Annotated in this window: 11 protein-coding genes; 3 read left to right on the forward strand and 8 right to left on the reverse strand. The window is 67.5% G+C overall.

The annotated features are described in order from the left end of the window. Nucleotides 1-31: 31 nt before the first annotated feature. Entirely contained in the window at nt 32-916 is an 885-nt protein-coding gene (locus tag C8J43_RS02130; protein WP_056484830.1) for a TIGR00730 family Rossman fold protein, read from the forward strand. A 228-nt stretch (nt 917-1,144) separates the two neighbouring features. Here the strand turns inward: C8J43_RS02130 and C8J43_RS02135 are convergent, their stop codons facing one another. Next, the gene (locus tag C8J43_RS02135; protein ID WP_133029536.1) at nt 1,145-1,864 is read right to left on the reverse strand and encodes a cytochrome c family protein; all 720 of its coding nucleotides are present in this window, start codon (nt 1,862-1,864) and stop codon (nt 1,145-1,147) included. A 104-nt stretch (nt 1,865-1,968) separates the two neighbouring features. Between C8J43_RS02135 and C8J43_RS02140 the strand changes: the two genes are divergently transcribed. After that, the gene (locus C8J43_RS02140; protein WP_133029537.1) at nt 1,969-2,871 is read left to right on the forward strand and encodes a prephenate dehydratase; all 903 of its coding nucleotides are present in this window, start codon (nt 1,969-1,971) and stop codon (nt 2,869-2,871) included. Nucleotides 2,872-3,013: 142 nt separating this feature from the next. Here C8J43_RS02140 and C8J43_RS02145 read toward each other — a convergent pair whose 3' ends face one another. The 3 genes from C8J43_RS02145 to C8J43_RS02155 form a co-directional block, all read right to left on the reverse strand. Beyond that, a complete protein-coding gene (locus tag C8J43_RS02145) occupies nt 3,014-4,324 on the reverse strand; it encodes a HAMP domain-containing sensor histidine kinase (protein ID WP_133030007.1) in 1,311 nt (436 codons plus the stop codon). A gap of 97 nt (nt 4,325-4,421) precedes the next feature. Next, complete coding sequence (locus tag C8J43_RS02150) at nt 4,422-5,087, reverse strand: response regulator transcription factor (protein ID WP_056054968.1); 666 nt, start codon at nt 5,085-5,087, stop codon at nt 4,422-4,424. A gap of 22 nt (nt 5,088-5,109) precedes the next feature. Beyond that, complete coding sequence (locus C8J43_RS02155; protein WP_133029538.1) at nt 5,110-5,421, reverse strand: hypothetical protein; 312 nt, start codon at nt 5,419-5,421, stop codon at nt 5,110-5,112. A 121-nt stretch (nt 5,422-5,542) separates the two neighbouring features. Between C8J43_RS02155 and C8J43_RS02160 the strand changes: the two genes are divergently transcribed. Further along, nucleotides 5,543-7,324: an ABC-F family ATP-binding cassette domain-containing protein gene (locus tag C8J43_RS02160; RefSeq protein WP_133029539.1), complete on the forward strand. Its 1,782-nt coding sequence runs from the start codon at nt 5,543-5,545 to the stop codon at nt 7,322-7,324. 1 nt (nt 7,325) lies between these two features. On the opposite strand, the gene C8J43_RS02165 is transcribed toward C8J43_RS02160, so the two are convergent. Genes C8J43_RS02165 through prsK form a run of 4 tightly spaced genes read right to left on the reverse strand, consistent with a single transcriptional unit; the run spans nt 7,326 to nt 13,511 of the window. Continuing rightward, complete coding sequence (locus tag C8J43_RS02165; protein WP_133029540.1) at nt 7,326-8,144, reverse strand: ATP-binding protein; 819 nt, start codon at nt 8,142-8,144, stop codon at nt 7,326-7,328. 39 nt (nt 8,145-8,183) lie between these two features. Further along, entirely contained in the window at nt 8,184-10,070 is a 1,887-nt protein-coding gene (locus C8J43_RS02170; protein WP_133029541.1) for a tetratricopeptide repeat protein, read from the reverse strand. After that, nucleotides 10,063-11,442, reverse strand: coding sequence for a PEP-CTERM-box response regulator transcription factor (gene prsR, locus C8J43_RS02175; RefSeq protein ID WP_121905160.1), 1,380 nt, complete (start codon nt 11,440-11,442; stop codon nt 10,063-10,065). Before prsR ends, C8J43_RS02170 begins: the two co-directional genes overlap by 8 nt. Further along, complete coding sequence (gene prsK / locus C8J43_RS02180) at nt 11,439-13,511, reverse strand: XrtA/PEP-CTERM system histidine kinase PrsK (RefSeq protein WP_133029542.1); 2,073 nt, start codon at nt 13,509-13,511, stop codon at nt 11,439-11,441. Before prsK ends, prsR begins: the two co-directional genes overlap by 4 nt. Nucleotides 13,512-13,519 lie beyond the last annotated feature (8 nt).

Genomic DNA, 13,519 nt, shown 5'->3' on the forward strand with positions numbered 1-13,519 from the left:
CTCCCCCCGCGTTTCCTCTAATCGCGCCTGAATGACCGATACACGAGTACCATCGCGCGTTTTTCCGAACGCCAGCCAGGATGCCGAGTCCGCTCGCGACTCCGTTTCCACCCCGCAGACGCAGCATCCGCATTACCGGCTCGCCTTCCAGGACATGGATTTCCTGTTGCGCGAAGACCTGCGGCCGGTGCGGTTCCAGCTCGAATTGCTGAAGACTGAACTCGTCCTCGACGAGGCGAAGATCGGTTCGACGTTCGTGTTCTACGGCTCCGCGCGCATTCCCGAGCCGTCGAAGGCGCAGGCGCTGCTTAAGCTGGCCACCGACGAGAAATCGAAGAAGATCGCCGAGCGGCTGGTCGAGAAGTCGAAATATTACGACGTCGCACGTGAGTTGGCGGCGAAGGTCAGCGTGCTCCCGCGCGACGAGCGTGGCTGGCGGCAGTTCGTGGTGTGTTCGGGGGGCGGTCCATCGATCATGGAAGCCGCAAACCGCGGCGCGGACGACGTCGGCGCCGAGTCGATCGGGCTGAACATCGTCCTGCCGCACGAGCAGGCGCCGAACCCGTACGTCACGCCGTCGCTGTCGGTGCAGTTCCACTATTTCGCGCTGCGGAAAATGCACTTCCTGCTGCATGCGCGGGCGCTGGCGGCTTTTCCGGGTGGGTTCGGGACGTTCGACGAACTGTTCGAGCTGCTGACGCTGATCCAGACGGGCAAGATCCAGCCGATCCCGGTGCTGCTGTTTGGCCGCCAGTTCTGGGAGCGGGTCGTGAACTTCGATGCGCTGGTCGAGGAAGGCGTCGTCAGCGAGAAGGATCTCGGGATCTTCCGCTATGTCGAGACCGCGGACGAGGCGTGGGACGCGGTGCAGTCGTTCTATCGCGAGCGGGCGGAGAAGGAAGCCGCCGAGGGCTGAGCTGTTTCCCTGTTCTAACTACCACCTACTCCGTCATCCCGGCGGAAGCCGGGACCCACGGTTGCGGTCCGCTTCATAAGCGGACGCTCCGTGTCCATGGGTCCCGGCGTGCGCCGGGATGACGGAATGGAGTGGGATCGGAACGTAGACGGCGCCCCTAATCTTGGCCTCATCCTCCCCCACCAAAGGGGAGGATAAATCCTTGCTGATCTTCCCCGCCAGTAGCGGTTACTTCTCCGAGCGGGCGCCCTTGCGGGCTGCTTCCGGATCCACCGACGGCGCGCCAGACGCTGGCGTTCCGGTGTTCGCGATGTCCGCAGTCGGCGCGCCCTTGGTAGCCGCAGCTTCCGCCGCATTCGCCGTCGCCGGCTGATCCTTCGCCGCAGCATCCTTGCCAGCCGCCGGAGCAGCGCCAGCCGCAGGGGCCGCCGGCAATGGCAGGTTCGAACCCTGCTGGTTGAGATACAGGATCACGTTCGCGCGGTCCTGCGCATTTCCGAGCCCCGCGAAGGTCATCTTCGTCCCCGGCGCGAACTTGCGCGGCGAGGTCAGCCACGCATTCAGCTTGTCGAAGTCCCACTTGCCACCGATCCCGGCCAGCGCCGACGAGAAGGCGAAGCCGTTCTTGCCCTTGGCGATTTCCTCGCCGACCGTGCCGTACAGGTTCGGGCCGACGCCGTTCGCACCGCCCTGGTTGATGGTGTGGCAGGCGGCGCACTTCTTGAACACTTCGGCGCCCTTGGCGGCGTCGGCGGTCGGCAGCAGCGAGGCGATCGGCACGTCGGCGGCGGCACCCTCGCCGCCCTCGGCGACGACACCCTCGATCGCATAGCCCATCTTCTCGGGGCGCTCGCCGTGGAACATCATCCCGCCGACGATCGACAACCCGAGCGCCGCACCACAGCCTGCGAGCACCCAGCCGGCGATCGTATTGGTCCGATTGTCCATCTTGTGCATCCGCCCTGTTCTGTTTGGGATAGCCATAGAAAACGCGGGCGCGCACCGCAAGCCGCGCTTGTCTGGCGCGCGGCGGCTCTCTACTCGGCCTGCGCATGGAAAACTTCGCCGCACCCGCCCGCCCGATCGTCGCGCGGATGACCGACGCCGCCGCCGCCGAGCCCGCGCGCGCGGTCGCGTTCCAAGGCGCGCCGGGTGCGAACAGCCATGTCGCCGCGGTCGAGGCGTTCCCCGACGGCCTGCCCCTGCCCTGTTTCGATTTCTCCGACGCGATCGATGCGGTGAAGGACGGCCGTGCCGATTGCGCGATCATCCCGATCGAGAATTCGCTCCACGGCCGCGTCGCCGACATCCATTTCCTGCTCCCCGAATCGGGGCTGGTCATCACCGGCGAACATTTCCTGCCGATCCGCCATGCGCTGATGGGCGCAGGGCCGCGCGACGGTATCCGCCAGGCGATGAGCCACCCGCAGGCGCTCGGGCAGTGCCGACACTGGCTGAAGGCGCACGGGATCGAGCCGGTGAGCTATCCCGACACCGCGGGGGCCGCAGCCAAGGTCGCCGAGCTTGCCGATCCGGCAATCGCCGCGCTCGCGCCACCTGCTGCGGCCGGGCTATACGGGTTGGAGTTGCTCGCGACCGACATCGCCGATGCGGACCACAACACGACTCGGTTCGTTGTGCTGGCGCGCGGCGGCAAGCCGCCCGCGGCGCAGGAGCCGGTCGGTGGCGAATGGATGACGACGCTGATCTTCGAGGTAAAGAACGTCCCCGCGGCGCTCTACAAGGCGGTCGGCGGATTCGCGACCAACGGGGTGAACATCACCAAGCTGGAAAGCTACCAGCGCAACGGCAGCTTCTCCGCGACGGAATTCTATGCGGATGTGGTGGGGAAGCCGGGCGACGCGAACCTCGATCATGCGCTGGAGGAACTGGGGTTCCATTCGAAATGGCTGCGCGTGCTGGGGACGTATCGCCAGGCGCGGTCGCGGGGGTAGCCACCAGCCACCGTCACCGTCACCGTCGCCGTCATCCTGACGAAAGTCAGGATCCAGAGCCATATAGCGCCGCGTTTGTTACCCTGGATCCTGACTTTGGTCAGGATGACGGACGGTTGCTAAGCGTCGGTTTTAGTACCGCTTAGTTCGCTGCCGGCAACCGCAATCGCACGAGCAACCCACCAAGGTCTTCGCTCTCCTCGAGCGCCACGGTCCCCTCGTAGATCTCCGCCACGTCGCGCACGATCGCCAACCCCAGCCCCGTCCCCGGCTTCCCCGTATCCAGCCGCACGCCGCGATCGAAGATACGGACGCGCTCCTCCTCAGGAATGCCGACACCGTCGTCCTCGACCAGGAACTCGACGAACCCCGCCTGTGCGCCGACCGTCACGAACACGCTGCCGCCACCATATTTGGCCGCGTTCTCGATGAGGTTACCGAGCATCTCGTCGAGATCCTGCCGCTCGACATGGACCTGCAACCCGCGCGGCCCGGTCACGTCGATGCGGACGTGGCGATACAGTCGCCCGACCGCACGCTCGACCGACTCCAGGCTCGGCCATACCTCCGCACGGCTGTGCGCAGACCCGCGTCGCCCGACAGCCCGCGCGCGCGCGAGGTGGTGATCGACCTGGCGCCGCATCGTCCGCGCTTCGCGGATGACCGTGTCGGCGAGGTCGTCGGACTGCGCGGTGGCGGCGTTCATGATCACCGTCAGCGGCGTCTTGAGCGCATGCGCGAGGTTGCCGGCATGCCGCCTCGCCTCCTCCGCTTGGCGCTCGTTATGCTCGATCAGCGCGTTCAGTTCCTCGACCATCGGCGCGACCTCGACCGGCATCGCCCTCGACACGCGGTTCGCCTGCCCCGCACGCATCCGCGCGATCTCCTCGCGCACCCGACGCAACGGCCAGAGACCGTAGAACGTCTGCAGCGCCGCCAGTACGATCAACCCCAGCCCGAGCAAGGCGAAGCTGCGGACGAGCGTACGCCGCAAGGTGGTGATCTGCGCATTCAGCCCGTCGCGGCTCTGCGCGACCTGGAACCGCCAATGCACCTTCGAACCGGGGATGACCGCGTCGCGCTCGACGATCCGCAGCTGCTCGTCGGGGAATTGCGAGCTGTCGTAGAAATGCGCGTTGCGGTCGTCATGCTTCCCGCCGAACGCCAGATGCCGGTCCCAGAGCGACCGCGACGGGAAATCTTCGTGCCCCTTGCCCGACACCTGCCAGTACAGACCCGAATAGGGCTCGACGAAACGCTGATCGGCGGCGGCGTCGCGGGTGAAGATCACTTCGCCGTCGGGTCCGATCTCGGACGAGTTCAGCAACGAGCGCAGGACATATTCGAGCTGATCGTCGAAATTGCGCGTCACCGCCGCCGACAGCACCCTATCGAGCGCGAACCCGCCGCCGCTGAGCAGCACGCCGATCCATACCGCCGCGATCAGGATCATCCGCCGCGACAGCGACCCCTTCACCGCCGCCGGGACGCGGATCGGCGTGTCGGTCTTGAGTGGGTCTGTCGGCGGCGCGGTATCCATCGTCAGCCGATCAGGCGGCCGGGTCTTCGAGGCTGTAGCCGAGGCCGCGGATCGTCGTGATCACGTCCTGGCCGAGCTTCTTGCGGATGCGCGTCACGAACACCTCGATCGTGTTCGAATCGCGATCGAAATCCTGGTCGTAGATATGCTCGATCAGCTCGGTCCGGCTGACGACCTTGCCCTTGTGGTGGAGCAGGTAGCTGAGCAGCTTATACTCCTGCGCGGTCAGCTTCACCGGCTCGCCGGCGCGCGTGACCTTGCCGCTGCGCGTGTCGAGGCGGATGTCGCCCGCAGTCAGCTCGGACGAGGCATTGCCCGACGCCCGACGGATCAGCGCCCGCAGACGCGCGATCAGTTCCTCGCTCTGGAACGGTTTCGCCACATAGTCGTCGGCACCTGCATCGAGGCCGGCGACCTTGTCGGACCAGCTGTCGCGCGCGGTCAGCACCAGCACGGGCATCGTCTTGCCCTCTTTCCGCCAGCGATCAAGCACCGTCAGCCCGTCGATCTCCGGCAGGCCGAGATCGAGCACGACCGCGTCGTAATTCTCGGTCGAGCCGAGGAAATGCCCCTCTTCGCCATCGACTGCGAGGTCGATCGCGTAGCCGGCTCCTTCCAGGGTGTTCTTCAGTTGCTGGCCGAGATTCGGCTCGTCCTCGACGATCAGAACGCGCATGATAGTCCTCTCGATTAAGGGGTCAGCGACCGGTGCGGCCGACGATCTGGCCGCTCCGGCCATCGACGTCGACCCAGATGACGGTTCCATCGCGCAGGAATTTCAGCGTGTAAATGGCGCTGCCCGAATCATAGTCGGAACCGAGATACTGCGCGCCCTTCATCGTCGGGATCACGCGTCCCTCGATCTCCCGCAGCGACAGCCCGCCGGTCTTGCGTGCCTGAAACGCGGACATCTGGTCGCTACGGCGCTGGTCCGCGCCCGCCATCATCGGTGCCGCAGCCATCAGTGACGGCGCCGAGGCCAGGGTCGCAAGGAGGAGCAACATCTTCATGGCCGTGGCATAGCGGCCGGGCATTGAACAGCCAGTGAATGGCCCCGCGCAAGGTACTGACGCAGGTTAGCATGACGGTGTAACTTGCCTGCATCACCCGCCGCCCCTACGTGGCGCGAACATGGCAGCACCAATCTTAGCATTCGAAGGCCTCGGGCTCGTCCAGGGCTCGGGATGGCTCTTTCGCAATCTCGACATCCACATCGGACCGCGCGACCGGCTCGCGCTGATCGGCCGCAACGGCGCCGGCAAGACGACCTTGCTCAAGCTGCTCGGCGGCAGCGTCATCGCGGACGAAGGGCGTCGCACGATCGTCCCCGGCACCCGCGTCGTCATCCTGGAGCAGGAGCCCGACCTGCGCGGCTTCGCGACGTTGCGCGATTACGTGATGGCGGGCGACGATGCGCCGGTGAACTACGAGGCGGATTCGATCGCCGACCAGCTCGGCATCGACCTGTCGCGCGAGGCGGCCTCCGCGTCGGGTGGCGAGCGGCGCCGCGCGGCGATCGTCCGGGCGTTGTCGCAGGATCCCGACGTGCTGCTGCTCGACGAGCCGACCAACCATCTCGATATCGGCGCGATCGAATGGATCGAGGACTGGCTCAAGCGCTTCCGCGGTGCGTTCGTCGTGATCAGCCATGACCGTACCTTCCTGACACGACTCACCAAGCAGACGCTGTGGCTCGATCGCGGCGCGATCCGGCGTGCCGAGATCGGCTTTGGCGGGTTCGAGGCGTGGACCGAGCAGGTCTATGCCGAAGAACAGCGTCAAGCCGAGAAGCTCGACGCGCGCCTGAAGCTTGAGGAGCATTGGCTCCTCCGCGGCGTCACCGGGCGGCGCAAGCGCAACCAGGGGCGTCTCACCAAGCTGCACGAGATGCGTGCCGAACGCGCCTCGATGATCGGGCCGCAGGGCTCGGCGAACCTGACGACTGCCAGCGACGACACCAAGTCGAAGGTCGTGATCGACGCCAAGAACGTCACCAAGGTATACGGCGACCGCACGATCATCGGCGACTTGACGTTGAGGGTGACTCGCGGCGACCGCATCGGCATCGTCGGACGCAACGGCGCGGGCAAGTCGACGCTGTTGAAGCTACTGACCGGCGAGATTCAGCCTGATAGCGGCTCGATCAAACTCGCCCAGACCTTGGACGCGGTGGTGATCGACCAGCAGCGCAGCCTGATGGCACCCGAGAAGACAGTCCGCGAAGTCGTCGTCGATGGCGGCGAATGGATCGACGTGCTCGGCGTGCGCAAGCACATCCACGGCTATCTGAAGGACTTCCTGTTCGATCCGAACATGGTCGACGCGAAGATCGGATCGCTGTCGGGTGGCGAACGGTCACGGCTGCTGCTGGCGCGCGAGTTCGCCAAGCCGTCGAACCTGCTCGTGCTCGACGAGCCGACCAACGATCTCGATCTCGAGACGCTCGATTTGTTGCAGGAGGTGATCGGCGATTACGACGGCACCGTGCTGATCGTCAGCCATGACCGCGACTTCCTCGACCGGACCGTGACGATCACGCTTGGGCTTGATGGCTCGGGCACCGTGGATGTCGTTGCAGGCGGCTACGAGGATTGGGAAAAGCGCCGCGTCTCGACGACCACCGGCAAGCGTGCGTCGAAGAAGGTCGCGGCGACCGCTCCGGCGGTGGCCGCCCCCCGCGCGAAACTGACGTACAAGGATCAGCGCGATTACGAGTTGTTGCCGAAGCGGATCGAGGAACTCGACGCGCAGATGGCGGCCGATGCGGTCAAGCTCGCCAAGCCCGATCTCTACATGCGCGACAATGCGACGTTCGCGAAGCTGACCAAGGCGATCGAAGTCGCGCGCGCCGAGAAGGAGGCCGCCGAACTGCGCTGGCTCGAACTGGCGGAACAGGTCGAGGGCAGCAGCTAGGTCAAAGGCTGCGGCCGGCCTGGCCCGCCAGGTCGACGACGAACTGCCACGCGACGCGGCCTGATCGGCTGCCGCGGCGCGTGGCCCATCCGATCGCATCCGCAGGCTCGAACGTCAGGTCGTACGCCGCTGCATAGCCGGCGACGATCGCCAGATACCCGTCCTGGTCGAGCGCGTGGAAGCCGAGACTCAGCCCGAAGCGATCCGACAACGCCAGATGATCGTCGGCCGAGTCGCGCGGGTTGATCGCGCTTTCCTGTTCGGCGATGTCGCGGGGCGCCAGATGACGCCGGTTCGCGGTCACGAGCAGACGGACGTTGTGCGGCCGCGGCTCGCTGCCCCCTTCGAGCATCGAACGCAGCGCGCGCGCCTCGGCCGGCACGTCGAAGCCGAGATCGTCGACGAATACCGCAAACGCGCGTTGCACTCCGGCAAGCGTGGCAAACAGCATCGGCAGGCCGGTCAGGTCGGAGACTTCGACGAGTGCGAGATGGCCCGACCCAGCCTGGCCCGCCTCAGCCTGAATCGCGGCGACCGCGCTCTTGACCAGCGCCGACTTGCCGGTGCCGCGCGCGCCCCACAGCAGCACGTCCTGCGCGGCAAATCCGCTGGCGAGACGGCGAAGATTGCCGAGCAAGGCGGCCTTCTGGCGGTCGATCCCGACCAGCCTATCGAGCGGCAGCGGCGCGAAGCCAAGCACGGGGACCAGGGCGCCGCCCCGCCAGACATAGGCGGGATGCGCGCGCGGATCGGCGGCGGGCGGCGGGGGTGGCGAGAGGCGCTCCAACGCGGCGGCGATACGGTCCAACGGGTCGTTCATGTGCCGCTATTGGCCGCGCGAAACGCCGGAGACAAGCATTCACCCGAGTTGGCGAAGATGTCCGGCGATCGCGGCATCGGTGGGCGCAAGCTGCGTCGCCTTGACCAGCAACTGCCTGGCGCCGACCAGATCGCCGTTCGCGGCGAGCGCAATGCCATAAGCATCGGCGGCCGCCGCGCGCATCGGCGACAGCGCATAGGCGGCGCGCCCATAGCGGACCGCGATCGCGCCGTCGTCGCTGCCCGCATAGGCCAGCGCGAGATCGGCGAGGACGCCGCCATCCTGGTTGCCGACGCGGGCGCGGACGCTTTCGAGCGTGTCGATCGCGCGGTCCCATTCGCCCGACGCCACCTGGCGATGACCAAGCATCCGCGCGCCCACGAGGCTTTGCGGATTCTGCGACAGGTACAGGACTAGCGTCGTCGCGGAGTCCTGCGCGCGGCCGGCACGGGCAAGCGCATCGACCAGACGCAGCATCGTCGGCTCGTCGAACGACAGATCGGCGGCCTGCGTGTAGGCGCGCGCGGCGTCTCCATAGCGTCCTGCCGCCGCCAGCGAATCGCCGAGCGCAAGCTGCGCCGCGGGCGCGCCGGGCGTCGCGACAACGCGCGCGACGGGACGACCCGCCAGAGCGATCGGCGAGGACGATACCGGCGCCGCCGCCGCGCGATCGAGAAAGGTCGCTGCCCCAATCCGGTTGCCGACCGCCTCGAGCGCGCGCGCGATCAGGGTGAGCGAATAGCTGTCGGCGTCGGGACGGGCAGCGATAGGTCGCAGGACAGCGATCGCGCCACCGGCATTCCCCGCGCGAAGCAACGCGACACCCAGCAACTGGCGCGCGGCGACGTTGGACAGCTGCATCTGCACGAGTTTGCGCCACTGCACCGCCGCCTGCGCGAACCGCCCTTGCGCATAGTCCAGGTCCCCTTTGAGCAAGAGCGTGCCAGGCATGTCGTCGACCGCGCCATCTGTCTTTTCCAGTAGCGCCTGAGCAAGCGGGATTCGCCCAGCGCGCGCGGCGAGCACCGCCTGGAGATACAATGCGTTCGGGTCACCGGGACGCGCGAGCAGCGCGCGGCGGGTGGCGGCGAGCATCTCAACGTTGCGCCCCGCATCGCCGAGCGTCGCGGCATAGTCGATCAGCGCCGGGGGATAATAGGCATCGCGCTGCAACGCCGCGTCGAACCAGGGCAGCGCCGCGACGAGGCCGTAGCGGCTGCGGACGACGTCACCCTGGAGCATCAGCGCCGCCGGCCTGCGCCGGTCCAGCGATACCGCATTCGTCGCCGCGATCGTCGCACCGCCGACGTCGCCACCAGTCAAACTCAAGCGGCCGAGATCGGTCCAGGCCGCCGCATCGGTCGGCGCGCGCCCGAGCAGCGCCTGAAGAACCGCCACCGCGTCACCGGGATGTCCCTGCGCGGCGAGCGCCCGTGCCCGAACCCGCGTGGCGTACCCCGCATAGCGCGGTTGCGCCTGTGCCGCTTCGGCGATCGCGCCCACGGGATCGCCGCGCAACAGGCGGGCATGCGCCGAAAGCTGGTGCAGGCGATCCGCAGGGAACCCAGCGGCGATCGCCGCGGCAAGTTCGGTTTCCGCCGCGACGCCGTCGTCCAGCTCGAGAAATGCACGTGCCAGGACGGCATGTGCGATCGCAAGATTCGGGTCCGCGGCGATCGCCTTCTGCGCATTGGTCCGCGCCGCGCTGTAATTGCCCGCATCGAGCGTCTTCAGGCTGTCGGCGAGCAACTGACCGGCGGTCGGCGGCGCCGGTCGCATCGCCGTCGCAAGGCCGATCAGTACGACCACGCCGCACAGCAGGCCGATCGCCAGCACGCGTGCGCGGTTGCCGGCAAACGCCTTGGGCATCCGGGACCGGCGTTTGCGGCGACGCCGACGCAACAGCGGATAGATCGACTCAGCCATGCAGGTCGTAGCTTTTCAGCAGGTCGTACAGCGTCGGCCGACTAATCCCGAGCAACCGCGAGGCGCTCGAGATATTGCCGTCGGCGCGCGCGAGCGCCTGGCGGATCGCCTTGCGGTCGGCCTGTTCACGCGCGCTTCGCAGATTGAGCGCGGCGGCCTCGTCGCCTTTGCCGTCGAGATCGAGGTCGGTGGCGGTGACGAGCTTGCCGTCGGCCATGATGACCGCGCGCTTGATCCGGTTCTCGAGTTCGCGGACGTTGCCGGGCCAACCCCAGGCATCGATGGCAGCCCGTGCGTCGGGAGCGAGGCCGGTGACGACGGGGTTCATCGCCTTGGCGTAGCGCGTGACGAAATGCCGCGCGAGCAATACCGCGTCGCCGGTCCGTTCGGCGAGAGGCGGTATCCGCACGACGATCTCCGCGAGGCGATAATACAGGTCTTCGCGAAACCGTCCGGCAGCGACCATCGCATCGACGTTCTGATGCGTCGCGCAAACGATACGGGTATCCACCGGGATCGCTTTGCGCCCGCCGACGCGCTCGATGACGCGCTCCTGCAGGAACCGCAACAGCTTCACCTGGAGCGCCAGCGGGACGTCGCCGATCTCGTCGAGGAACAGCGTGCCGCCGGCGGCCTGTTCTATCTTGCCCTCGGTGGTCTTGACGGCGCCGGTGAACGCACCCTTTTCGTGACCGAACAATTCGCTTTCGAGCAGCGTCTCGGGGATCGCCGCGCAGTTGATCGCGACGAAATTGCCGCGCGACCGCGGCGACGCATCGTGCAGCCCGCGCGCTAGCAGTTCCTTGCCGGTCCCGCTCGCCCCGAGCAGCATCACCGAGACGTTGGCGGGTGCGACTCGCTCCAGCGTCCGCGTGACGACCGCCATCTCAGGCGACGCTGCGAGCAGGCCACCGAAGCCGCCGGGACCGATCCGCGCGGCCAGCCGACGGTTCTCGGCCTCCAGCGCATGAACGTGGAAGGCACGGCTGACGATCAGGCCGAGCGCGTCGATATCGATCGGCTTCGCGTAGAAATCCCAGGCGCCGTCGGCGATCGCCTGCAGCGCACTTTCGCGCGCGCCGTGCCCCGACGCGACGATGACCTTGGTATCGGGCTTCATCGCCAGGATATCGCGCAACGTCGCGAAGCCTTCGGTCACCCCATCGGGATCGGGCGGCAGGCCGAGGTCGAGCGTCACCACCGCGGGCTCATGCGCACGGATCGCGTCGAGCGCCTGCGCCCGGTCGCTGGCGACGACGATCTCATACCCCTCATACGCCCAGCGGAGCTGACGTTGCAGGCCGGCATCGTCCTCGACGATCAGGAGCACGGGCAAGGGCGTAGCGCCGCGCGAAGTCCGGTCGTCGCTCATGCCGCTGCCTCAAGTCTGTCGGCGACGCGAAGCAGGATGCGGAATCGGGTCCCCTCGCCTTCGCGACTGGTGACCTCAAGCGTGCCGCCCATCGCATGGACGAGCTGTCGGGCCTCGAACGCGCCGATCCCGAACCCGGCCGGCTTGGACGAGACGAACGGACGGAACAGGTGATCGCGAACGAACCCGGGCGTCATGCCGCAACCGCGATCGATGACATCGATCGCGACGTGATCGCCGATGGTTTCGACCGATAACAGGACGGCATCCCCCGCGCCGCTCGCCTCGATCGCGTTCTGGACGAGATGACCGAGCACCTGTTCGAGCCGTGCGACATGACCGAGTGCGCACGCAGCGACCGTACGCGCGGCGATCGGATGCTGTGCGCGGCGACCGGCGACGACCCGATCGACGATCGCGCCGACGTCGATCGGCTGGAGCGGTTCGTTGCGGACCGGGCCATGCTGCGACAGGCGGGCGAGAAGCGCGTTCATACGATCGGACGAATCCTTGAGCGTGGCGACCATGTCGACGCGGAACGCGGGATTGTCGGCATGCCGCTCGGCATTGCGCGCGACCAGCGTCAATTGGCTGACGAGGTTCTTGATGTCGTGGAGAATGAACGCGAAGCGGCGGTTGAACTCGTCGAACCGCGCTGCGTCGGCCAATGCCGCATGCGCGCGGTCCTCCGCGAGATAGCTTGCCGCCTGCCGCCCGGCGACACGCAACAGGTCGAAATCCTCCCAGTCTAGCGCGCGGTCGACCGGCGGGCGCGCGAGTACGATCGCGCCGACCAGCGCGCCGCCGTGGACCAGTGGTACGATCGCCCACGCTTCGGGACATGCCCGGATCCAGTCGGGAACGCTCGCCGCCTCGTCCGCGGAACAGGTTCCGGCGCGGACGCCGTCGAGCTCGACGATCCGCGCATCCTCCGACAGATAGCGTGCCAGCTCTTCATGGGGCGGGCCGTCGGAACCTGCGGTCCAGTTCCACCCCGTGCCCATGACGAGCGCGGCGTTATCGGGAACGAGCAACAGGCCGCCGGGCGAATCGGTCAGGTCGGCGATCGATTTTACGACCCGGGTCTCTAGCGACTCCGCACCAGCCCCCGGCTTGCCGAGCGTATCGGTGAAGCGTTGCCACTCCGCGCGGTAATCATAACGATGCCGAAAGAGATGCTTGGCGACCTTCACCTTGGTCCAGGCGCGCAGCCACGGTGTCCAGATCAGCGCCAGCAGCGCGGCGGTCGCGCCGAATACGATCGCGGTCTGGACGATCCGCAGCGAGCCACCGGCATAGCTAGCCGCGATACTGGTCGCGAGCGCGGTGGCGCCAGCGTACAGGACGAGCGCGATCGCGGACAAGGCCCGGACGGCGATCGGTCGCGACAGCGCCAGCGTCCAGTCGCCACGCCGGTGGACGGCGATGGCGAGAAGCACTGCCACGCCCGCCATCGCCACGCCGCGGAGGATCATCAGGCCGGTCGACCAGTCTCCCTGAACCCAGTCTCCCTGAACATAGCGCGCGGCGAACAGCAGGAGGTCGACACCCCACATCGCCGCCACCGCCAGCATCACGAGCCGGACGCCGCCGCGCGATGCCGGCGCCGCCTGATAGACATGGTGCACCAGTACCAGCGCGCTGACCGCCGCCATCATCCGGAACACGAGCCGCGCCGACTCCAGCGCGACCCGCGCATCGGCGTCGACCGGCGCCAGCTGCACCACCGCGAGCACTGCGCTACCGCCAGCGATGATCATCACCACGCCGTACACCGCGCCGAGCGAGACGCTGCCGACGCGATCGTGCCGCACAAGCGCCATCATGAACAGCAGCCACGCCATGTTGCGAACGCTTTCGGCGATCCGCGTCGCGACGTCGCGCGCATCGATCCCCGCCACCGCCAACGCCCACAGGCTGGTCGCGAACAGCGCGGCGACGAACGCACGATGCGCCCAGCGCCCGAGCCCCCAGTTCGCCCCCTGCCCGCCGCGCAGTTGCGCAAGGCCCAGCGTACCGAACAGCAGCGCGGTCAGCGCGTGCGCCCACAGGATCAGCGCGCCGCTCACGATTTGCT

It is taken from the genome of Sphingomonas sp. PP-CE-1G-424, from assembly GCF_004341085.1.
Classification (GTDB): domain Bacteria; phylum Pseudomonadota; class Alphaproteobacteria; order Sphingomonadales; family Sphingomonadaceae; genus Sphingomonas.

Bases quoted from the DNA above. Each gene is read 5' to 3' on its own strand.
- C8J43_RS02155 (WP_133029538.1), bottom strand. From the start codon at position 5,421: ATGAAGATGTTGCTCCTCCTTGCGACCCTGGCCTCGGCGCCGTCACTG.
- C8J43_RS02160 (WP_133029539.1), top strand. From the start codon at position 5,543: ATGGCAGCACCAATCTTAGCATTCGAAGGCCTCGGGCTCGTCCAGGGC.
- C8J43_RS02135 (WP_133029536.1), bottom strand. From the start codon at position 1,864: ATGGACAATCGGACCAATACGATCGCCGGCTGGGTGCTCGCAGGCTGT.
- prsR (WP_121905160.1), bottom strand. From the start codon at position 11,442: ATGAGCGACGACCGGACTTCGCGCGGCGCTACGCCCTTGCCCGTGCTC.
- C8J43_RS02150 (WP_056054968.1), bottom strand. From the start codon at position 5,087: ATGCGCGTTCTGATCGTCGAGGACGAGCCGAATCTCGGCCAGCAACTG.
- C8J43_RS02140 (WP_133029537.1), top strand. From the start codon at position 1,969: ATGGAAAACTTCGCCGCACCCGCCCGCCCGATCGTCGCGCGGATGACC.
- C8J43_RS02145 (WP_133030007.1), bottom strand. From the start codon at position 4,324: ATGATCCTGATCGCGGCGGTATGGATCGGCGTGCTGCTCAGCGGCGGC.
- C8J43_RS02170 (WP_133029541.1), bottom strand. From the start codon at position 10,070: ATGGCTGAGTCGATCTATCCGCTGTTGCGTCGGCGTCGCCGCAAACGC.
- C8J43_RS02130 (WP_056484830.1), top strand. From the start codon at position 32: ATGACCGATACACGAGTACCATCGCGCGTTTTTCCGAACGCCAGCCAG.
- C8J43_RS02165 (WP_133029540.1), bottom strand. From the start codon at position 8,144: ATGAACGACCCGTTGGACCGTATCGCCGCCGCGTTGGAGCGCCTCTCG.